The organism is Enterobacter sp. UPMP2052 (genome assembly GCF_053709675.1).
The window spans coordinates 58,851-80,503 of sequence record NZ_JBSKJR010000015.1; the positions used below are offsets into that span (position 1 = coordinate 58,851).

The 21,653-nt window shown below is 55.9% G+C and carries 19 protein-coding genes, 2 tRNA genes and 1 rRNA gene; 6 read left to right on the plus strand and 16 right to left on the minus strand.

The window, feature by feature from the left end:
• Positions 1–13: 13 nt before the first annotated feature.
• The 3 genes from wecA to trxA all read right to left on the minus strand — a co-directional run bounded on the left by wecA (position 14) and on the right by trxA (position 3,290).
• A complete protein-coding gene (wecA, locus tag ACWKX3_RS22225; protein WP_101738482.1) occupies positions 14–1,117 on the minus strand; it encodes a UDP-N-acetylglucosamine--undecaprenyl-phosphate N-acetylglucosaminephosphotransferase in 1,104 nt (367 codons plus the stop codon).
• Between the two features lie 242 nt (positions 1,118–1,359).
• On the minus strand, positions 1,360–2,619 hold the full coding sequence (rho, locus tag ACWKX3_RS22230) for a transcription termination factor Rho (protein WP_001054528.1): 1,260 nt from the start codon (positions 2,617–2,619) through the stop codon (positions 1,360–1,362).
• A gap of 341 nt (positions 2,620–2,960) precedes the next feature.
• Complete coding sequence (gene trxA, locus ACWKX3_RS22235) at positions 2,961–3,290, minus strand: thioredoxin TrxA (protein WP_006179218.1); 330 nt, start codon at positions 3,288–3,290, stop codon at positions 2,961–2,963.
• A gap of 144 nt (positions 3,291–3,434) precedes the next feature.
• On the opposite strand from trxA, the gene rhlB reads away from it, so the two are divergent.
• Both rhlB and gppA read left to right on the plus strand, forming a co-directional pair.
• Complete coding sequence (gene rhlB, locus ACWKX3_RS22240) at positions 3,435–4,700, plus strand: ATP-dependent RNA helicase RhlB (protein ID WP_006179216.1); 1,266 nt, start codon at positions 3,435–3,437, stop codon at positions 4,698–4,700.
• A 134-nt stretch (positions 4,701–4,834) separates the two neighbouring features.
• A complete protein-coding gene (gppA, locus tag ACWKX3_RS22245; RefSeq protein WP_072208937.1) occupies positions 4,835–6,316 on the plus strand; it encodes a guanosine-5'-triphosphate,3'-diphosphate diphosphatase in 1,482 nt (493 codons plus the stop codon).
• Between the two features lie 57 nt (positions 6,317–6,373).
• Here gppA and rep read toward each other — a convergent pair whose 3' ends face one another.
• Positions 6,374–8,398 (minus strand): DNA helicase Rep, encoded by a 2,025-nt coding sequence (rep, locus tag ACWKX3_RS22250; protein WP_058610844.1) that lies wholly within the window; start codon positions 8,396–8,398, stop codon positions 6,374–6,376.
• A gap of 84 nt (positions 8,399–8,482) precedes the next feature.
• On the opposite strand from rep, the gene ppiC reads away from it, so the two are divergent.
• Entirely contained in the window at positions 8,483–8,764 is a 282-nt protein-coding gene (ppiC, locus tag ACWKX3_RS22255; protein ID WP_006179212.1) for a peptidylprolyl isomerase PpiC, read from the plus strand.
• A gap of 85 nt (positions 8,765–8,849) precedes the next feature.
• Here the strand turns inward: ppiC and ilvC are convergent, their stop codons facing one another.
• Positions 8,850–10,325 (minus strand): ketol-acid reductoisomerase, encoded by a 1,476-nt coding sequence (gene ilvC / locus ACWKX3_RS22260; protein WP_006179211.1) that lies wholly within the window; start codon positions 10,323–10,325, stop codon positions 8,850–8,852.
• A gap of 152 nt (positions 10,326–10,477) precedes the next feature.
• Here ilvC and ilvY point away from each other — a divergent pair, with 152 nt between their 5' ends.
• A complete protein-coding gene (ilvY, locus tag ACWKX3_RS22265) occupies positions 10,478–11,368 on the plus strand; it encodes an HTH-type transcriptional activator IlvY (protein ID WP_006179210.1) in 891 nt (296 codons plus the stop codon).
• A 38-nt stretch (positions 11,369–11,406) separates the two neighbouring features.
• Here the strand turns inward: ilvY and ilvA are convergent, their stop codons facing one another.
• The 7 genes from ilvA to ilvL all read right to left on the minus strand — a co-directional run bounded on the left by ilvA (position 11,407) and on the right by ilvL (position 17,957).
• Positions 11,407–12,951, minus strand: a complete 1,545-nt coding sequence (ilvA, locus tag ACWKX3_RS22270; RefSeq protein WP_454542493.1) for a threonine ammonia-lyase, biosynthetic — start codon at positions 12,949–12,951, stop codon at positions 11,407–11,409.
• 2 nt (positions 12,952–12,953) lie between these two features.
• Entirely contained in the window at positions 12,954–14,804 is a 1,851-nt protein-coding gene (gene ilvD / locus ACWKX3_RS22275) for a dihydroxy-acid dehydratase (RefSeq protein WP_042322705.1), read from the minus strand.
• Positions 14,805–14,864: 60 nt separating this feature from the next.
• Positions 14,865–15,794: a branched-chain amino acid transaminase gene (locus ACWKX3_RS22280; protein WP_006179207.1), complete on the minus strand. Its 930-nt coding sequence runs from the start codon at positions 15,792–15,794 to the stop codon at positions 14,865–14,867.
• Positions 15,795–15,812: 18 nt separating this feature from the next.
• Positions 15,813–16,076, minus strand: a complete 264-nt coding sequence (gene ilvM / locus ACWKX3_RS22285) for an acetolactate synthase 2 small subunit (protein WP_006179206.1) — start codon at positions 16,074–16,076, stop codon at positions 15,813–15,815.
• Positions 16,073–17,719, minus strand: coding sequence for an acetolactate synthase 2 catalytic subunit (gene ilvG / locus ACWKX3_RS22290; protein ID WP_454542494.1), 1,647 nt, complete (start codon positions 17,717–17,719; stop codon positions 16,073–16,075). The genes ilvM and ilvG overlap by 4 nt, the downstream gene beginning before the upstream one ends.
• A 2-nt stretch (positions 17,720–17,721) precedes the next feature.
• Entirely contained in the window at positions 17,722–17,772 is a 51-nt protein-coding gene (ilvX, locus tag ACWKX3_RS22295) for a peptide IlvX (protein WP_193749778.1), read from the minus strand.
• Between the two features lie 86 nt (positions 17,773–17,858).
• Positions 17,859–17,957 carry an ilv operon leader peptide gene (ilvL, locus tag ACWKX3_RS22300; protein WP_001311244.1) on the minus strand — a complete coding sequence of 33 codons (99 nt, stop codon included), beginning with the start codon at positions 17,955–17,957 and terminating at the stop codon, positions 17,859–17,861.
• Between the two features lie 341 nt (positions 17,958–18,298).
• On the opposite strand from ilvL, the gene ACWKX3_RS22305 reads away from it, so the two are divergent.
• Positions 18,299–19,819, plus strand: a complete 1,521-nt coding sequence (locus ACWKX3_RS22305) for a YifB family Mg chelatase-like AAA ATPase (RefSeq protein WP_454542495.1) — start codon at positions 18,299–18,301, stop codon at positions 19,817–19,819.
• Positions 19,820–19,851: 32 nt separating this feature from the next.
• On the opposite strand, the gene ACWKX3_RS22310 is transcribed toward ACWKX3_RS22305, so the two are convergent.
• Positions 19,852–20,190 (minus strand): DUF413 domain-containing protein, encoded by a 339-nt coding sequence (locus tag ACWKX3_RS22310; protein ID WP_006179202.1) that lies wholly within the window; start codon positions 20,188–20,190, stop codon positions 19,852–19,854.
• A gap of 118 nt (positions 20,191–20,308) precedes the next feature.
• Here ACWKX3_RS22310 and hdfR point away from each other — a divergent pair, with 118 nt between their 5' ends.
• Positions 20,309–21,130, plus strand: a complete 822-nt coding sequence (gene hdfR, locus ACWKX3_RS22315; RefSeq protein ID WP_006179201.1) for an HTH-type transcriptional regulator HdfR — start codon at positions 20,309–20,311, stop codon at positions 21,128–21,130.
• A gap of 99 nt (positions 21,131–21,229) precedes the next feature.
• Here the strand turns inward: hdfR and ACWKX3_RS22320 are convergent.
• From ACWKX3_RS22320 to rrf, 3 genes are all read right to left on the minus strand, one after another.
• Positions 21,230–21,305, minus strand: a tRNA-Trp gene (locus tag ACWKX3_RS22320).
• A 53-nt stretch (positions 21,306–21,358) separates the two neighbouring features.
• A tRNA-Asp gene (locus tag ACWKX3_RS22325) sits at positions 21,359–21,435 on the minus strand.
• Between the two features lie 55 nt (positions 21,436–21,490).
• Positions 21,491–21,606, minus strand: a 5S ribosomal RNA gene (gene rrf, locus ACWKX3_RS22330).
• Positions 21,607–21,653 lie beyond the last annotated feature (47 nt).

Below are 21,653 nucleotides of genomic sequence, written 5' to 3' on the forward strand. Positions count from 1 at the left end.
CATAGTCCCGATTTTATTTAGTTAATGTTGTGTTTTTGCCACTGTTCCTGCGCATCCTGCGTTTGACGCGTTTAATGAATCGCGCGACTTTCCATGCGCGTTTGATGCAGTAACCGTACAGGAAAAATGCTAGCAAGAATAATACCAACATTACCCACTCAGGGATAAAGTGAGCATATTCTGCCGCAACGCCAATCCCGGCGAGAATAGCGGCCGCCAGGGTAATCAGGACAAATGCCTGACGGGAAGTAAACCCGGCGCGCATGATCAGATGATGAATGTGTTGACGGTCCGGAGAGAAAGGACTCATCCCTTTGCGCAGGCGGCGATACATAATTGCCACCATGTCCATCAGCGGAATGGCAATAATCCACAGCGCGGTGACAGGGCTAATCGGGTGAGTTTTACCCTGCGTGGTTTCCAGCAGGATCCAGATAACGGTGAAGCCAATCAGGGTACTGCCCGCATCGCCCATAAACACTTTATAGCGACGGCCCAGCACACCCAGGTTAAGGCAGATATAAGGCAGGATCGCGGCAATCATGGCGAAGCACCACATTGAGAGGCTGTACTGGCCATCAAACCACAAAATAATGCCGATGGCGGCGAACGACACGGAAGACAGCCCGCCCAGCAGCCCGTCGATACCATCGACCATATTGAATGCGTTTATCGCGGCCCAAACGGCAAAGAGCGTCAGGAAGAAACCAAATGGACCCAGCACTAACTCCCAGGGACCAAAGACGTAGCCGAGGCTTCTCAGATAAAGGCCGCCCACGACCATCATGATTACACCGATGGCCGCCTGCACGGTGGCGCGAAACTTCACGCTGATATCAAATCGGTCGTCAAGCGCCCCGACTAACACTAATACACCCGCACATGCCAGGTAGAGCGCAGCATGCGGAATGTAATAATCCGCGATACCAAACGTGAAGCAGATACCCGCGTAAACTGAGATGCCCCCAACCAACGGAATGAGGCCCTGATGGCGTTTACGAAAATTCGGTTTGTCCACCAACCCTATTCTTTTTGCTACCTTGCGCGCAATAAACAAAAAACAGGTTGTGAATAAAAAAATACTGATCAGCTCAGTAACTGCAGTGAGTAGATTCACAATGGATTGCTCTCAACAAATGTTAGTCCCGGAAGTATAACCATGAAGCCTCTGCCTCAGAAGGATTAAAGGCGGCCTCTTACCATTCCCTTTGTATATTTTTCAATCAATTATTTCTTTGGCTGTGCAAAACGTCTCATTTTCGCACCGACAGGTCAAAATTGGGAGTCAGTCGTAATAGCGTATAGTCCATAAAAGAAAAACGCCACGTAAAAACGTGGCGTTTGCTGGGAATATTTACGTTACGAGCGTTTCATCATATCGAAGAAATCGTCGTTAGTTTTGGTCATCGCCAGCTTATTAATGAGGAATTCCATTGCGTCGATTTCGCCCATTGGGTGAATGATTTTGCGCAGGATCCACATTTTCTGCAGCTCTTCCTGAGTGGTGAGCAACTCTTCTTTACGGGTACCGGAACGGTTGTAGTCGATAGCCGGGAAGACGCGTTTTTCCGCGATTTTACGAGAAAGGTGCAGTTCCATGTTGCCTGTACCTTTAAATTCTTCGTAAATCACTTCATCCATCTTAGAACCGGTGTCGATCAGCGCGGTTGCGATGATGGTCAGGCTGCCGCCCTCTTCCACGTTACGTGCCGCACCGAAGAAACGCTTCGGACGGTGCAGGGCGTTCGCATCCACACCACCGGTCAGCACTTTACCGGAAGCCGGTACGACGGTGTTGTACGCACGCGCCAGACGGGTGATGGAGTCGAGCAGGATGATCACGTCTTTCTTGTGCTCAACCAGGCGTTTCGCCTTCTCGATAACCATTTCTGCAACCTGAACGTGGCGAGATGCTGGTTCGTCAAAGGTAGAAGCCACAACTTCGCCTTTCACCAGACGCTGCATCTCGGTCACTTCTTCCGGACGTTCGTCAATCAGCAGCACCATCAGTACGCAGTCCGGGTGATTGTAAGCAATGCTCTGCGCAATGTTCTGCAGCAGCATGGTTTTACCCGCTTTTGGCGGCGCGACAATCAGGCCACGCTGGCCACGGCCAATTGGTGAGGCCAGATCCAGTACACGCGCCGTTAAGTCTTCGGTTGAACCGTTACCACGTTCCATGCGCAGGCGAGAGTTCGCGTGCAGCGGCGTTAAGTTCTCGAAGAGGATCTTGTTACGCGAGTTTTCAGGCTTGTCGTAGTTAACTTCATTCACTTTCAACAGCGCAAAGTAACGTTCACCCTCTTTTGGAGGACGAATCTTACCTGAAATGGTGTCACCAGTGCGGAGGTTGAAACGGCGGATTTGGCTAGGGGATACGTAGATGTCGTCAGGGCCGGCGAGGTAGGAGCTGTCTGCAGAGCGGAGGAAACCAAATCCGTCTTGCAATATCTCCAGCACACCGTCGCCAAAGATATCTTCGCCACTCTTAGCGTGCTGCTTCAGGATGGCGAAAATGATGTCCTGCTTGCGCATACGAGCCTGGTTTTCCAGCCCCATATTTTCGCCGAGAGTGATCAGCTCAGAAACCGGCGTGTTCTTTAATTCGGTAAGATTCATAATGGTGTGGGTTCTTAAACTCGGGGTGATTCTCGAACTTAATAATGTGAATGGTATGGCAGGGTCATCCATGCCTGTTTAGCGGCCATCAACTCATGTCTGTACGCTGTCTGGTCACAGGGAAAGAACGCAGAACTGAAACGACAAGACGGATTGAGTGACAAGCCCGGAATTTAGCAACTTCACGCACTGTTTGTGTCAACAACGGGAAGTATCGGGTAAAACAAGATTCAAACAACAGATATGTTTAAAACGAAGTCATAGCTAACTTAGCACGACTAAAGCCGGGCGTCCAGAGATCCACACAATATTAGGCGCTCTGGACGCGCAGCCGAGAAACCTTACGCCAGGTTGGCGTCCAGGAACTCTTTCAGCTGACCTTTGGACAGTGCGCCCACTTTGGTCGCCGCCACTTCACCGTTTTTGAACAGCAGCAGGGTTGGAATGCCGCGGATGCCGTATTTCGGCGCGGTACCCGGGTTCTGGTCGATGTTCAGCTTGGCAACGGTCAGTTTGCCCTGATACTCGTCAGCGATCTCATCCAGAATCGGGGCGATCATTTTGCAAGGACCACACCATTCAGCCCAGAAATCGACGAGGATCAGCCCGTCAGCCTTAAGTACGTCCGTGTCAAAACTGTCGTCAGTCAGGTGAATAATTTTATCGCTCATATATAACTCCACAGGAATAAGCCTGGTACGTTGGTTTCGCCCGCATCAACGACGTGTTGATGTCGCAATAACCAACTAAAGGTTGACTTTATTTCACCGGATACGCTTTCGTAAAGCAATAGTAAGCTGATATTCTACCACACTATGAGCAAAACACATTTAACAGAACAGAAGTTTTCCGACTTCGCCCTGCACCCAAAGGTGATCGAAGCCCTTGAAACTAAAGGGTTTCATAACTGCACGCCTATTCAGGCTCTCGCCCTGCCGCTGACGCTGGCCGGTCGCGATGTTGCGGGGCAGGCGCAAACCGGTACTGGCAAAACGATGGCGTTCTTAACGTCAACGTTTCATTATTTACTTTCTCATCCCGCAATTGCAGACCGCAAAGTTAACCAGCCGCGCGCGCTCATTATGGCTCCGACGCGAGAACTGGCGGTACAGATCCACGCAGATGCGGAACCGCTGGCACAGGCTACCGGCCTGAAGCTTGGCCTTGCCTACGGCGGCGACGGCTACGATAAACAGCTGAAAGTGCTGGAAAGCGGCGTAGATATCCTCATTGGTACTACCGGTCGTCTTATCGACTACGCCAAACAGAACCACATCAACCTCGGCGCAATTCAGGTTGTGGTGCTGGATGAAGCGGACCGTATGTACGATCTGGGCTTCATTAAAGATATCCGTTGGTTGTTCCGTCGCATGCCTGCGGCAAACCAGCGCCTGAACATGCTGTTCTCCGCGACCCTTTCTTATCGCGTACGCGAGCTGGCGTTCGAGCAAATGAACAACGCCGAATATGTCGAAGTGGAACCGGAACAGAAAACGGGCCACCGTATTAAAGAAGAGCTTTTCTATCCTTCTAATGAAGAGAAAATGCGTCTGCTGCAAACGCTGATTGAAGAAGAGTGGCCAGATCGCGCCATTATCTTCGCCAATACCAAGCACCGCTGTGAAGATATCTGGGGCCACCTGGCTGCAGACGGTCACCGCGTTGGCCTGTTGACCGGCGACGTTGCGCAGAAAAAACGCCTGCGTATTCTCGAAGAATTTACCCGTGGCGATCTCGATATTCTGGTCGCTACCGACGTTGCCGCACGCGGCCTGCACATCCCAGCCGTGACGCACGTCTTTAACTATGACCTGCCGGACGATTGCGAAGATTACGTTCACCGTATCGGTCGTACCGGTCGTGCTGGCGCAAGCGGTCACTCCATTAGCCTGGCGTGCGAAGAGTATGCGCTGAATCTCCCGGCGATTGAGACCTATATCGGTCACTCTATCCCGCAGAGCAAGTACAACCCGGATGCGCTGTTAAGCGAACTGCCGCCGCCGAAGCGCCTGACCCGCGCCCGTCCAGGCAACGGTCCGCGTCGTTCTGGCGCACCGCGTAATCGTCGTCGTTCAGGTTAAGAAATTATGCCATACACAAAATCATTCATGATGCATCAAGGCGGCAAGTCTGCGAATCTCCTGGAGCTTACTTCAGTAAGTGACAGGTGTGAGCTGGCGCAGCCAACGATGAGGCAGCGTGAAGGATGAAGTGTATGAGTTCTACCTCGCTCTATGCAGCTATTGATCTCGGTTCGAATAGTTTTCATATGCTGGTTGTGCGCGAGGTAGCGGGAAGCATACAAACGCTCACCCGCATCAAGCGCAAGGTCCGTCTCGCGGCGGGCCTGAGCAGCGATAACCATCTCTCTGCTGAAGCCATGGAACGTGGCTGGCAGTGTCTGCGTCTCTTTGCTGAACGTCTGCAGGATATCCCGCACGCGCAAATCCGCGTTGTCGCGACGGCAACGCTTCGCCTGGCGGTGAACGCCGTGGATTTTATTGCCAAAGCGCAGGAGATCCTCGGCTGTCCGGTGCAGGTTATTAGCGGTGAAGAAGAAGCTCGCCTGATTTATCAGGGTGTGGCCCATACGACCGGCGGCGACGATCGCCGTCTGGTGGTGGATATCGGCGGTGCCAGTACCGAACTGGTCACCGGCACGGGCGCGCAGGCCACCTCGCTTTTCAGCCTGTCGATGGGCTGCGTCACCTGGCTTGAACGCTACTTTACCGATCGCAATCTCGCAAAAGAGAACTTCGACGAGGCTGAAAACGCCGCCCGTGAAGTGCTGCGCCCGGTGATGGAAGAGCTGCGCTATCACGGCTGGAAAGTCTGCGTGGGTGCCTCGGGTACCGTGCAGGCGTTGCAGGAAATCATGATGGCTCAGGGGATGGACGAGCGGATCACGCTTGCCAAACTCCAGCAGCTCAAACAGCGAGCTATCCAGTGCGGTCGCCTTGAAGAGCTCGAAATTGAAGGTCTGACGCTCGAACGCGCGCTGGTCTTCCCGAGCGGGCTGGCTATTCTGATCGCCATTTTCACCGAGCTGAACATCCAGTGTATGACGCTGGCCGGCGGCGCACTGCGTGAAGGGCTGGTCTACGGGATGCTGCACCTGTCCGTCGATCAGGATATTCGCAGCCGTACGCTTCGCAACGTGCAGCGCCGCTTTATCGTTGATGCCGAGCAGGCCGGTCGCGTGGCGCAGCTGGCCTCGCTTTTTGCCGATCGGGTAAATCAGAGCTGGGATATTGAACCGTTAAGCCGCGAACTGCTGCTCAGCGCCTGCGCGCTGCATGAGATTGGGCTGAGCGTTGAGTACAAGCAGGCACCGCTGCATGCTGCCTGGCTGGTGCGTAACCTGGATTTGCCGGGCTTTACCCCCGCGCAGAAAAAACTTCTGGCGACGCTGCTACTGAACCAGACAAACGCCGTCGATCTCTCCTCGCTCCACCAGCAAAACGCCGTTCCGCCGCGCGTGGCAGAACATCTTTGCCGCTTGCTGCGTCTGGCGATCCTGTTTGCCAGCCGCCGTCGTGATGATGTGCTTCCCGCCACTACGCTTGACGTTGAAGATGAAAAACTGATCCTGACGCTGCCGGAAAAATGGCTGGATAATCATCCGCTGGGTGCAGAGCTGATTGAACAGGAGTGCCAGTGGCAGAGCTACGTTCACTGGGTGCTTGAGGTTAAGTAAGGTTATCGAACGTTGCCGGGCGGCACTGTGCTTGCCCGGCCTACCATTCTCCCGGCTTCATCCCTTCTCTTTGGCTTTCGCCAGCATGGCGCGGATATTCGCCACGTTAGCCTGACCTTTATGCATTCGCTCTTCAGCCGTGATGACCTTGCGCTCCTGCTCCCAGATCAGGTCATCCTGCGGCAGCTCCAGCAGGAAACGGCTCGGTTCCGGGCGGACAAGCTCGCCGTACTGCCGGCGCTCTTTGCACAGGGTAAAGACCAGCTCTTTCTGAGCACGCGTAATGCCCACGTAGGCCAGCCGACGTTCTTCATCGACGTTATCTTCGTCAATGCTGCTCTGGTGCGGCAGTAACCCCTCTTCCATCCCCACCAGATAAACATACGGGAACTCCAGCCCTTTAGAGGCGTGCAGCGTCATCAGTTGAACCTGATCGGCCTCCTCTTCGCTCTCGCCGCGCTCCATCATATCGCGCAGCGTAAAGCGGGTGACCACCTGCGTCAGGGTCATCGGCTCGTCAATCTCAGAGCCTTCCAGCATTTCCGTCATCCAGCTGAACAGCTGGTTGACGTTTTTCATCCGCATCTCTGCTGCCTTCGGGCTGGCGGACGTTTCATAGAGCCAGGACTCGTAATCAATACCGTGGATCAGATCGCGCACTGCGGCGACGGGTTCGCGTTCCGCCAGCCGCTGCACCTCGCCAAGCCAGTGGGTAAAGCGAGTTAAGTTGTCGTAGCCGCGCCCGGTGAGCGTCTGGCTCAGGCCCATATCGAAGCTGGCGGTAAACATACTTTTACTGCGCGTCATCGCCCATTCGCCGAGTTTTTGCAGCGTTGCCGGGCCGATTTCGCGCTTCGGCGTGTTCACGATACGCAGGAAGGCGCTGTCGTCATCCGGGTTGGTCAGCACGCGCAGATAGGCCAGCAGGTCTTTGATTTCCGGGCGGGAGAAGAACGAGGTGCCGCCCGAGATTTTGTACGGAATGCGGTTCTGCATCAGCATCTTTTCAAAGACGCGGGACTGGTGGTTGCCGCGATAGAGGATCGCGTAGTCCTTATATTCGGTTTTATTCACGAAGTGATGGGCGATCAGCTCGCCGGTGACGCGCTCCGCTTCATGCTCTTCATTGTTGGCACTGAGCACCTTCAGCTCCGTGCCGTAGCCCAGCTCGGAGAAGAGACGCTTTTCAAACACGTGCGGGTTATTGGCGATCAGAATGTTTGCCGCCTTCAGGATGCGCCCGGACGAACGGTAGTTCTGCTCCAGCTTAATCACCTGCAGCGCCGGAAAATCTTTGCTCAGCAGCACCAGGTTTTGCGGACGTGCGCCGCGCCAGGAGTAGATAGACTGATCGTCATCGCCCACGACGGTAAAACGCGCCCGCTGCCCGACCAACAGCTTCACCAGCTCGTACTGGCTGGTGTTGGTATCCTGATATTCATCCACCAGCAGGTAGCGGATTTTATTCTGCCAGCGCTCGCGTACCTCTTCATTGCGCTGCAACAGCAGCGTAGGCAGCAGGATCAGATCGTCGAAATCCAGTACGTTACAGGCTTTCATGTGCGCATCGTACAGACCGTAGCAGTGCGCGAAAATGAGATCCCGTTCGCCTTTGGCGATCGCCGCTGCCTGCGATGGCGTCATCAGATCGTTTTTCCAGTTGGAGATCGTCGAGATCAGCTGCTGGAGAACGGTTTTGTCATCCTCGATCAGCCCTTCGGTCAACTCTTTGAGCAAGGCCACCTGATCGGTGTCATCGAAGAGCGAGAAATTAGACTTCATTCCCAGCGCCGCATACTCGCGCTTGATGATGTCCAGCCCCAGCGTGTGGAAGGTGGAGATCATCAGGCCGCGCGCCTCTTTGCGCCCCAGCGTCTGGCCTACGCGCTCTTTCATCTCGCGTGCCGCTTTATTGGTAAAAGTCACCGCCGCGATATGCCGCGCCTGATAGCCACAGCCACGGATAAGATGGGCAATTTTATTGGTGATGACGCGGGTTTTACCGGATCCCGCCCCCGCCAGCACCAGGCAGGGTCCGGTGACAAATTCGACGGCTTGTTGTTGTCCGGGGTTTAAACGCATAAGGATCGCTCAATGAAAGTCGGGAGAGGAGGAAAAACGCGTGGTAGTATACCGAGCGTAAACTCGTTGACTCAAGGCACGATCATGGCAAAAACAGCAGCAGCACTGCATATCCTTGTTAAAGAAGAGAAACTGGCACAGGATCTTCTTGAACAGCTTAAAAACGGCGCCGACTTCGGCAAGCTGGCAAAGAAACACTCGATTTGTCCGTCAGGCAAACGCGGCGGCGACCTGGGTGAATTCCGTCAGGGCCAGATGGTTCCGGCGTTCGATAAAGTGGTTTTCTCCTGCCCGGTGCTGGAGCCTACGGGTCCACTGCACACGCAGTTTGGCTACCACGTCATTAAAGTGTTGTATCGCAAATAAAAAGCCGGGTGGCGACTGCGCCTTACCCGGCCTGCATTTTACGTTTTTGTAGGTCGGGTAAGCGAAGCGCCACCCGACAAGAGGGTTAACCCGCTACCGCAATACGCTTCATATCGGTCATGTAGCCGCGCAGCTTCTGGCCCACTTTCTCGATCTCGTGGCTACGAATGGCTTCGTTCACGTCGCGCAGCTGTGCGTTATCTACCGCGCCTTCCGCAATCGCTTTGCCCAGATCGCCCGCCTGCAGGGTGGTCATGAACTCTTTCAGCAGCGGTACGCAGGCGTAAGAGAACAGGTAGTTACCGTATTCAGCGGTATCCGAGATAACCACGTTCATTTCATACAGACGCTTACGGGCGATGGTGTTCGCGATCAGCGGCAGCTCGTGCAGTGATTCGTAGTACGCAGACTCTTCGATGATGCCGGAATCCACCATGGTTTCAAACGCCAGCTCAACGCCCGCTTTCACCATCGCGATCATCAGAACGCCTTTATCGAAGTACTCCTGCTCGCTGATTTTGCCGTCAAACTGCGGGGCGGTTTCAAAGGCGGTTTTACCGGTCTCTTCACGCCAGGTCAGCAGGTTTTTATCGTCGTTCGCCCAGTCGGCCATCATACCGGAAGAGAACTCACCGGAGATGATGTCGTCCATATGTTTCTGGAACAGCGGAGCCATGATGGTTTTCAGCTGTTCAGACAGCGCATAAGCACGCAGTTTTGCCGGGTTGGACAGACGATCCATCATCAGCGTGATACCGCCCTGCTTCAGCGCTTCGGTGATGGTTTCCCAGCCGAACTGAATCAGTTTTTCGGCGTATGCCGGGTCCGTGCCCTCTTCCACCAGCTTGTCGAAGCACAGCAGAGAACCGGCCTGCAGCATACCGCACAGAATGGTTTGCTCACCCATCAGGTCAGATTTCACTTCTGCAACGAAGGAGGATTCCAGCACGCCCGCACGGTGGCCGCCAGTGGCTGCTGCCCATGCCTTGGCAATCGCCATGCCTTCGCCTTTCGGATCGTTCTCCGGGTGAACCGCGATCAGCGTCGGTACGCCGAAGCCACGTTTGTACTCTTCACGCACTTCGGTACCCGGGCACTTCGGTGCCACCATCACGACGGTGATGTCTTTGCGGATCTGCTCGCCCACTTCCACGATGTTGAAGCCGTGGGAGTAACCCAGCGCCGCGCCATCTTTCATCAGCGGCTGTACGGCACGCACCACGTCAGAGTGCTGTTTGTCTGGCGTCAGGTTAACCACCAGATCCGCCTGCGGGATCAGATCTTCATACGTGCCCACTTTGAAGCCGTTTTCGGTTGCTTTACGCCAGGACGCGCGCTTTTCGGCAATCGCTTCTTTGCGCAGGGCGTAGGAGATATCCAGACCGGAGTCACGCATGTTCAGCCCCTGGTTCAGGCCCTGTGCGCCACAGCCGACGATGACCACTTTTTTACCCTGAAGGTAGCTCGCGCCATCGGCAAATTCTTCGCGCCCCATAAAGCGGCATTTGCCCAGCTGCGCCAGCTGCTGGCGCAAGTTCAGTGTATTAAAGTAGTTAGCCATGGGTGATACCTCGTGATGTTGTGTGTCTTATTGTTCGGTTCGCCTTTCAGCGAGAATGTACCCACATTACAACAGGAAATTTATTGCGGAAATTGATATATTCACAACGTCACGTTGCAGTATTTGCAATGTAAATCGGGGGATGGGTATTCATGGATTTACGCGATCTGAAAATGTTCCTGCACCTGGCGGAAAGCCGTCACTTTGGCCGCAGTGCCCGCGCGATGCACGTCAGTCCTTCCACGCTGTCGCGCCAGATCCAGCGGCTTGAGGAAGACCTCGGCCAGCCCCTGTTTGTCCGCGATAACCGCACCGTCACTCTCACCGAAGCCGGGGAAGAGCTGCGCGTGTTTGCCCAGCAAACGCTGCTGCAGTACCAACAGCTGCGACACACTATCGACCAGCAGGGGCCGTCTCTTTCCGGGGAGCTTCACATATTCTGTTCGGTAACCGCCGCCTATAGCCACCTGCCACCGATCCTTGACCGTTTCCGCGCGGAGCATCCGTCGGTGGAAATTAAGCTCACGACGGGTGATGCTGCCGACGCAATGGAAAAAGTGGTGACGGGCGAAGCCGATCTGGCCATTGCGGGTAAACCGGAAACCCTGCCGGGCGCGGTGGCGTTCTCCATGCTCGAGAACCTGGCCGTGGTGTTGATTGCCCCCGCGCTGCCCTGCCCGGTGCGTAATCAGGTATCGGTGGAAAAACCGGACTGGTCAACGGTGCCGTTTATCATGGCCGATCAGGGGCCGGTGCGCCGCCGCATTGAGCTGTGGTTCCGTCGTCAGAAGATCAGCAACCCGTCAATCTACGCGACGGTTGGCGGGCATGAGGCAATGGTTTCGATGGTGGCGCTGGGCTGCGGCGTGGCGCTGCTCCCGGAAGTGGTGCTGGAGAACAGCCCGGAACCGGTGCGCAACCGCGTGATGATTCTGGAGCGCAGCGACGAGAAAACGCCGTTCGAGCTTGGCGTGTGCGCACAAAAAAAGCGGCTGCATGAGCCGCTTATTGATGCGTTCTGGAAGATACTGCCGAATCACTAAAGCCGAGTGGCGCTACGCTGACCCGACCTACGCTCCGCTTAACCTGCGAGGAAGAACCTGAACGCCGAGTTGTGAGTTTCGTCGTGACACTCATAGCCCAGCTCGTTCAGCCGCGTTTCGAAATCCGGCTCGTGCTCGCCCAGCTCGAACGCCGCCAGCACGCGACCGTAGTCGGTGCCGTGGCTGCGGTAGTGGAACAGGGAGATGTTCCAGTGCGTGCCCAGCGTGTGCAGGAACTTGAGCAATGCGCCCGGCGATTCCGGAAACTCGAAGCTGAACAGGCGTTCCCGCAGCGGCTTGGACGGACGTCCGCCTACCATGTAGCGCACGTGCAGCTTCGCCATTTCATCGTCGGACAGATCCACCACGCTATATCCCCCCTCGTGCAGCAGGCTGAGGATCTCTTTTCGTTCTTCCAGGCCACGGCTCAGGCGCACGCCAACAAAAATACAGGCGTCTTTGGCATCGGCAAAACGGTAGTTGAACTCCGTCACCGCCCGGCCGCCCAGCAGCTGGCAAAACTTCAGGAAGCTGCCTTTCTCCTCCGGAATGGTCACCGCCAGCAACGCTTCACGCTGCTCGCCCAGCTCGCAGCGCTCGGATACGTAGCGCAGACCGTGGAAGTTCACGTTGGCTCCGGAAAGCACGTGCGCCAGACGCTCGCCGCGAATGGTGTGCTGGGCGATGTATTTTTTCATTCCAGCCAGCGCCAGCGCGCCGGAAGGCTCCGCCACGGCGCGAACGTCCTCAAACAGATCTTTCATCGCCGCGCAGATAGCATCGCTATCAACCGTGACGATATCGTCGAGATATTCCTGGCAGAGACGGAACGTTTCATCGCCAATGCGTTTGACGGCCACGCCCTCGGCAAACAGCCCGACGCGCGGCAGATCCACCGGATGCCCGGCGTCCAGCGCCGCTTTCAGGCAGGCTGAGTCTTCCGCTTCAACGGCGATGACTTTGATCTGCGGCATCAGCTGTTTGATCAGCACGGCCACGCCCGCCGCCAGACCGCCGCCACCCACCGGCACGAACACGCGGTCAAGATGGGCATCCTGCTGGAGCAACTCCAGCGCCAGCGTGCCCTGTCCGGCGATGACCATCGGGTGATCGAACGGCGGCACCCAGGTAAACCCCTGCTGCTGCGCCAGCTCAATCGCTTTGGCCTTGGCTTCGTCAAAATTAGCGCCGTGGAGCAGCACCTCGCCGCCGAAACCGCGCACCGCGTCGACTTTGATATCGGCCGTGGCAACCGGCATCACGATCAGCGCTTTCAGCCCCAGACGGGCCGAGGAGAACGCCACGCCCTGCGCGTGGTTACCTGCCGACGCGGTGATCACGCCGCGCGCTTTTTGCTCGTCGGTCAGACCGGCCATCATCGCGTAGGCACCGCGCAGCTTGAAGCTGTGCACCGGCTGCCGGTCTTCGCGTTTCACCAGAATCACGTTATCCAGGCGCGAAGAGAGTTTTTCCATTTTCTGCAAAGGCGTGACCTGCACGGCCTCATAGACCGGCGCGCGCAGCACCGCCCTCAGATATTCCGCCCCCTCGGGGGCGGCAGATAAGGGTTGTGACTCGGCCATCATTAGCCCCCAAGTTTCGATTTATCGCGTACCGCGCCTTTGTCTGCACTGGTGGCAAGGCTCGCGTAGGCACGCAGGGCGAAGGAGACTTCACGCTGGCGGTCTTTCGGCGTCCAGGCTTTGTCGCCGCGTGCATCCTGCGCTTCACGACGCGCGGCAATCTCCTGGTCGCTGAGCTTGAGCTGAATGCCGCGGTTCGGAATGTCGATCTCAATCAGATCGCCATCTTCGATGATCGCAATGTTGCCGCCGCTTGCCGCTTCCGGCGATACGTGACCAATGGAGAGACCGGATGTCCCGCCGGAGAATCGGCCGTCGGTGATCAGCGCGCAGGCTTTACCGAGACCCATGGATTTCAGGAAGGTGGTTGGGTAAAGCATCTCCTGCATGCCCGGGCCGCCTTTTGGCCCTTCGTAGCGGATCACCACCACGTCGCCGGCAACCACTTTGCCACCGAGAATGGCTTCCACCGCATCGTCCTGGCTTTCGTACACTTTTGCCGGACCGGTGAATTTCAGGATGCTGTCATCCACGCCTGCGGTTTTCACGATGCAGCCGTTTTCCGCAAAGTTACCGTACAGCACGGCAAGCCCGCCGTCTTTGCTGTAGGCGTGCTCCAGCGAGCGAATGCAGCCTTCGGCGCGATCGTCATCCAGCGTATCCCAGCGGCAGTCCTGCGAGAACGCCTGCGTGGTACGAATGCCTGCCGGACCGGCGCGATACATGTTCTTCACCGCGTCGTCTTTGGTCAGCATCACGTCGTATTGCTCCAGCGACTGCGGCAGCGTCAGGCCAAGCACGTTTTTCACGTCGCGGTTGAGCAGCCCGGCGCGATCCAGCTCGCCCAGAATGCCCAGCACGCCACCGGCGCGGTGAACGTCCTCCATGTGGTACTTCTGGGTGCTTGGCGCAACTTTGCACAGCTGCGGCACCTTGCGCGACAGCTTGTCGATATCGCTCATGGTGAAGTCAATTTCGGCTTCCTGCGCGGCGGCCAGCAGGTGCAGAACGGTGTTGGTGGAACCGCCCATGGCGATATCCAGGGTCATGGCATTTTCAAACGCGGCTTTGCTGGCGATGTTGCGCGGCAGCGCGCTGGCGTCGTCCTGCTCGTAGTAGCGTTTGGTCAGCTCCACGATGCGCTTGCCCGCATTGAGGAACAGCTGTTTGCGGTCGGCATGGGTTGCCAGCAGCGAGCCGTTGCCCGGCTGAGACAGGCCCAGCGCTTCGGTCAGGCAGTTCATGGAGTTAGCGGTGAACATCCCGGAACAGGAGCCGCAGGTCGGACACGCGGAGCGTTCCACCTGGTCACTCTGCTCGTCAGACACTTTCGGGTCCGCGCCCTGAATCATCGCGTCGACCAGGTCGAGCTTGATGATTTTATCGGACAGCTTGGTTTTTCCCGCTTCCATCGGCCCGCCGGAGACGAAGATCACCGGAATGTTCAGGCGCAGGGAGGCCATCAGCATCCCCGGGGTAATTTTGTCGCAGTTGGAGATACAAACCATCGCATCGGCGCAGTGGGCGTTAACCATGTACTCCACCGAGTCGGCGATCAGCTCGCGCGACGGCAGTGAATAAAGCATGCCCCCGTGACCCATCGCGATGCCATCATCCACCGCAATGGTGTTGAACTCTTTCGCCACGCCGCCAGAGGCTTCAATTTGCTCGGCAACCAGTTTACCGAGATCGCGCAGGTGTACGTGGCCCGGCACAAACTGGGTGAAGGAGTTAACCACGGCGATAATGGGCTTGCCGAAATCGGCGTCGGTCATCCCGGTGGCGCGCCACAGCGCGCGGGCACCGGCCATATTACGGCCGTGGGTGGTGGTGGCGGAACGATACTTAGGCATGCTTAATTTACTCCCGTCTGACTCGTAAAGGGGACGGTGCGTGCCGCCCCACAGTTATATTTAGTGATTAACCTGATCCAACCAGCCGTATTTATCGTCTGTTTCACCGGTGAACAGGCCAAAGAAGGCTTGCTGAATGCGTTTGGTGACCGGGCCACAGCGGCCTTCGCCCACCTGAATGCCGTCGACGCTACGAACCGGCGTGATTTCAGCCGCCGTACCGGACATGAACACTTCATCGGCGAGGTACAGGGATTCGCGGGACAGCACCTGCTCGCGCACTTCGATACCCAGATCTTTCGCCAGCTTGATGATGGCATCGCGGGTGATGCCCGGCAGCGCAGAAGAGGTAAACGGCGGCGTGAACAGAATGCCGTCTTTGACTTCAAACAGGTTTTCGCCCGCACCTTCCGAGATGTAGCCATTCACATCCAGCGCGATACCTTCCTGATAGCCGTGGCGGCGTGCTTCGCTACCCACCAGCAGAGAAGAGAGGTAGTTACCGCCCGCTTTGGCGGCGGTTGGGATGGTGTTGGGTGCCACGCGGTTCCAGGAAGAAACCATTGCGTCGATCCCCTGATCCAGCGCTTCGGCACCCAGGTAGGCGCCCCACGGGAACGCAGCAATGATCACATCGGTGGTATAACCCTCTGGCGGGTTAACGCCCATCCCCACATCACCCACAAACACCAACGGACGAATATAGGCGCTGGTCAGGTTGTTCTTGCGGATCACCTCGCGGCAGGCTTCCATCAGTTCATCCACGCTCTGAGAGACCGGGAAACGATAAATTTTGGCTGAGTCATGCAGACGCTGCATGTGTTCGCGATGGCGGAACACCACTGGCCCTTTGTGAGAGTCGTAGCAACGGATACCTTCAAACACGGAGGTGCCGTAGTGCAGCGCGTGGGACATCACGTGAACTTTCGCGTCTTCCCAACGAACCATCTCACCGTTGAACCAAATGTAATCAGCTTTTTTTGTCGTCATTTTTTCGTCCTGTCACGCTCAAGCGCGGATTTGTTGTGATGTGGTTGTGCTCTGGCAGATGGCAACATGGGCAACGTCTACCAGCTTTGATAACTGACTAAACAGTAAGTCGACCGACCGCGGGCTGGCAACGGTTAATTCGATACTGATGTTCTGAGCGTCGGTGGCCGTCTCCATGTTCATGGAGCAGATCTGAAAGCCACGGTGACGCACCACGCGCAAAACGCGTTCTAATGTTTCCGGGTTGAAGCGAGCCTGCACGGCGACCTGATGTTGCATCATGATAATTTCTCCAGCATTTGTGAGTTACTGGCACCGGGCGGTACCAACGGCCAGACGTTCTCAAGTTCGTCGATTGAGACATGAAGCAGGTACGGCCCTTCGCTTGACAGCATGGTGTCGAGTGCCGCTTCAACCTGGTCTTTACGGGTGATCCGCTGGCCGGGAATGCCAAAGGCGCTGGCCAGAGTGAGGAAGTCAGGGTTATCGGTCAGGGTGGTTTCGCTGTAACGCTCCTGGAAGAACAGCTGTTGCCACTGACGCACCATGCCTAAACGCTGGTTATCGAGCAACACGATTTTCAGCGGCAACTGCTTGCGCTTCACGGTGCCGAGTTCCTGAACGTTCATCATGAAGGAACCGTCACCGGAGATACAGATAACCGTGTCGTTCGGACGGGCAACCTGAGCCCCCACAGCGGCAGGCAGTCCAAAGCCCATGGTGCCTAACCCGCTGGAGGTGATGAAGTTTTCCGGTCGCGTATAGGTCATGTGCTGGGCCGACCACATCTGATGCTGACCAACGTCGGTGGTGACCACGCTGTCTGCGGGTTTACGGTCGGACAACTGTTTCAACAGCAGCGGCGCGTAAATGGCGTCGCCTGGGTGATCGTAACGCCACGCGTGTTCAGAACGCATATCAGCGGTGTGCTGGCGCCATGCGTTAATATCCAGCGGCTGCTGCAAAGCGGGTAACAGTGCGTTCAGATCGCCCTGCAGCGCAACGTGCGCCTGACGCAGCTTGTTCATCTCCGCCGGGTCAATATCCATATGGATCACCCTGGCGTTCGGCGCGAAGGTGTTCAGTTTGCCGGTGACGCGATCATCAAAACGCGCGCCCACGGCGATGAGCAGGTCGCACTCTTGCACCGCCAGGTTAGCTGCTTTGGTGCCGTGCATCCCCAGCATGCCCAGATAGTACGGGTAGTCTGCGTCAACCGCGCCCAGACCTTTCAGCGTGCAGGCGGCGGGTATTTGCGTCACCGCGATGAACTCACGCAGGGCGGGAACGGCCTGCGCCATGCCTACGCCACCACCAACGTACAGCATCGGCTGCTGGGCCTGTGCCAGCATTTCATAAGCCTCGCCCATGGCGGCATGTGGGAACGTATCGGCACTTTCAACCGTGGAGAAGTGTGGCTCCAGTTCACCCTGCGCGACCTGGATGTCTTTCGGGATATCAACCAGCACCGGACCCGGGCGACCGGAGTTTGCCACCTCGAATGCTTCCGCCATCACGCGCGGCAGCTCGTCCAGCGACTGAACCAGAAAGCTGTGTTTGGTGCAGGCCAGCGACAGACCGAGCACATCCACTTCCTGGAAGGCATCGGTACCGATGAACGGCGAAGCCACCTGGCCGGTGATCGCCACAACGGGAACAGAATCGAGCAGTGCGTCGGCCAGGCCGGTGATCAGGTTGGTGGCACCCGGGCCGGATGTCGCCATGCAGACGCCGGTTTTACCCGTAGCGCGTGCATAGCCAATGGCCGCCATTGCCGCGCCCTGCTCATGGCGACACAGCAGGTGTTCCACGCCGCCGTCATACAATGCATCGTAAATCGGCATAATTGCGCCACCCGGATATCCGAATATCGTTTCGACTCCCTGCGCGCGCAACGCATGTACCACCCACTGTGCCCCGTTCATAGTTAGTTCCCCGTCATAAATCGGGAGAAACAGAATTTTGTGCTACTTCTCATTGCCTGCTCCTCGTTAACGTTTTTTAGTCATAAAAAAACCCCCGGACCTTTCGGTGCGGGGGTCTTAGTTCGTTAAGGCTTGATTTCTAAGCCTTTCCTCGTCCAAGTGCAGCCCCGCACGGTGGGATAATAATCACCACCACGCTAATCACGACCAGGCTAATCACTCGTAGAAGGGCTGTCATTTTCAGTTCTTTTGGCTTCTTGTTCGAAGGAATACCTAAAGAGTTACCACAGTTATTTAAATAAGCACAAGATTTATTTATGGCTGATTTAGATAGCCTGCAAATTATTTTTTTATTAAGCGTTGTTTTATATAGGGAAAATACAAAATGAATTTTTTTCATTTTTTTAGGCGGTTTTAAGACCCCAAGCGCATAAGCAGCCATTTCTACGATGCGCATTCCAGATTGATGCAACGCTTACAACAAGCCGCTAAAAAGCCGGAACGCGCACCGAAAAGCCGGGAAAGAACACTAAAAAACGGCGCATGATGCGTGCATAGTGACGGACAGGAGGTAGTGTCATGTCACTGTCAGTTGTCTATACGCGCGCGGCGCTCGGCGTGAAAGCTCCGCTCATTTCCGTTGAGGTGCATTTGAGCAACGGTTTACCCGGGCTAACGCTCGTGGGCCTGCCGGAAACGACCGTCAAAGAGGCCCGGGATCGGGTGCGCAGTGCAATTATCAATAGCGGTTATAACTTCCCGGCGAAGAAGATCACTATCAACCTCGCCCCAGCCGATTTGCCAAAGGAGGGCGGACGATATGATTTACCTATTGCTATCGCGCTTCTCGCCGCCTCTGAGCAGCTTAATGCCTCAAGGTTAGGCTCATATGAGTTCATCGGGGAACTGGCGCTTACAGGCGCGCTAAGAGGCGTTCCCGGTGCGATCTCGGGTGCGCTGGAAGCCATCTGCGCAGGACGGCAAATCATTGTGGCGAATGAGAATGCAGCAGAAGTTAGCCTCATAGCTGAGAAAGGCTGCCTGGTCGCCGGGCATTTGCAGGAGGTTTGCGCGTATCTGGAAAAACGGCACGAGCTGGCTGAGCCGGAAGAGTGTCACGACACGCTGCCGGCACCCGCAGACGATCTGAGCGACATCCTGGGCCAGGAGCAGGGGAAGCGAGCGTTAGAGATCACTGCTGCAGGTGGACATAATCTTTTGCTCATCGGCCCGCCCGGGACGGGTAAAACCATGCTGGCAAGCAGGCTGAGCGGTTTGCTGCCTCCGCTCAACAACCATGAAGCCCTCGAAAGCGCGGCTATTTTAAGCCTGGTCAATGCGACGTCCCTGCACAAACAGTGGCGACGTCGCCCTTTCCGATCGCCGCACCATAGCGCCTCTCTCACGGCGATGGTGGGAGGCGGGGCAATCCCGGGGCCAGGTGAAATTTCACTGGCACACAATGGCATTCTGTTTCTGGATGAACTGCCGGAATTTGAGCGGCGCGTGCTGGACGCGCTGCGCGAGCCGATAGAGTCGGGAGAAATTCATATCTCCCGCACGCGGGCCAAAATTAGCTATCCCGCTAAATTTCAGCTGGTTGCGGCAATGAACCCCAGCCCGACAGGGCATTACCAGGGCAATCACAACCGCTCGACGCCCGAGCAGACGCTGCGCTATCTGGGAAAACTCTCCGGCCCCTTTCTCGACCGGTTTGATTTATCTCTTGAGATCCCGCTACCTCCGCCTGGGCTACTTCGACACCCCGACGCCAGAGGTGAAAGTACAGCACAGGTGCGCGAACGGGTTATTGCTGCACAGGAGCGGCAGTACGCGCGTCAGGGCAGGCTTAACGCGCGTCTTGATAACACGGGTATACGCCAGTGGTGTCCTCTCAAAACCGAAGACGCAGGCTGGCTGGAAGAGACGTTGCAAAGATTTGGGCTTTCCATTCGCGCATGGCAGCGCCTGTTGAAAGTGGCAAGAACTGTCGCCGATATGGAGGGATGCCCCGATATAGAGAGGCAGCATTTGCAGGAGGCACTGAGCTATCGGGCGATTGATCGCCTGCTTCTTCATCTGCAAAAGCTGCTGGCATAAAAAAAGGGGCCGTAGCCCCTTTTCTCTTCAGATTAATCGTCAGACTCGGTGTAATCCTCAGCACCTTCAACCTGAGGCTTACCGCCTGACAGCGTATGGAAACGCTTAGGACGCTTGATGCGAGCCATATACTTGCTCCATACACGTTCTACCTCAGACTGCGGCTCACGCTCGCCGCGGCAAACAGCCACAAACTGTTTTTCATCTTCAGTCACAGGCTCACGTTTACCGAGGTCCAGCTCGTTAAAGGCATAACCATGGCGCTCAAGCAGCTGCGCCTCTTTGATGGTGAAATCGCCGTGACGAGAGAACCCGCGCGGATAATGTTTATTGTCGAAAAAACGATTAGTCGTCGTAAAGCTTTCCGCCATCCTACACGCTCCTAATTCTTTGGCCGAGCTATTTATGGCGCGGAGTATTAGTTACGCTTGACAGAGTGTAAAACAAAACATTTAAATCATAACGACAAATAATTTTGCGGAGAAAGATGTGGATACGGAATTGCTAAAAACTTTCCTTGAAGTGAGCAGAACACGCCACTTTGGGCGAGCAGCTGAAGCCCTTTACCTGACGCAGTCAGCGGTCAGTTTTCGTATTCGACAACTGGAAAATCAATTGGGTGTGAATCTGTTTACCCGCCACCGCAATAATATCCGCTTAACACCGGCGGGGGAGAAACTGCTGCCCTACGCAGAAACGTTGATGAATACCTGGCAGGCAGCCAGAAAGGAGGTGGCGAATACCTCAAGGCACAATGAATTCTCCATTGGCGCAAGCGCATCGTTGTGGGAATGCATGCTCAGCCAGTGGCTTACCCGCCTGTATCGTTCACACAATCATCTGCAATTTGAGGCTCGTATTGCACAACGCCAGTCGCTGGTGAAACAACTCCATGAACGACAACTGGATCTCCTGATCACGACAGAAGCCCCCAAAATGGACGAATTTAGCAGCCAGATCGTCGGGCAGTTTGCTCTTGCACTTTATGCCTCTGCCCCGTCGATGATGAAGGCCGATCTTAACTACCTTCGTCTTGAGTGGGGGCCGGATTTTCAACAGCATGAGTCCGGGTTACTTGCGAGCGATGACGTTCCGCAGTTAACCACCAGTTCAGCGGAGGTCGTCTGTCAGCAACTTCCTTCATTGAAGGGGTGTACATGGTTACCTACACGCTGGGCGGAGGGTAAGCCGGGTCTCCATACCGTTACGGATTCCACCACGCTTTCCAGACCGCTGTATGCTATTTGGTTGCAAAACAGCGACAAACAGTCGCAGATAAAAGATCTGCTAAAAATCAATATCATGGAATGATACTTCAGCCTGCAGGGATGCAGGCTGGGTAAGAAATGGGGAGATTTTGCTGAATTTGAGGCAAAAAAAAAATCCTTTGCCGAAGCAAAGGATTCTATATGGCAGGGGCGGAGAGACTCGAACTCGCGACACCCGGTTTTGGAGACCGGTGCTCTACCAACTGAGCTACGCCCCTAAATCTTCTTGCCATTAAGCCTGCCAAAAAGGCAGGCTTAATGTCTTAATAAGTGGCGGAACGGACGGGACTCGAACCCGCGACCCCCTGCGTGACAGGCAGGTATTCTAACCGACTGAACTACCGCTCCACCGAAGACTTCTGTAACCACCGGATTTATGCACCGGCTTACTACTTAATTTGATGCCTGGCAGTTCCCTACTCTCACATGGGGAGACCCCACACTACCATCGGCGCTACGGCGTTTCACTTCTGAGTTCGGCATGGGATCAGGTGGGACCACCGCGCTAAAGCCGCCAGGCAAATTCTGTTAATCTGTATCAAAGCTGAAATTGATTGTCTGTCTCT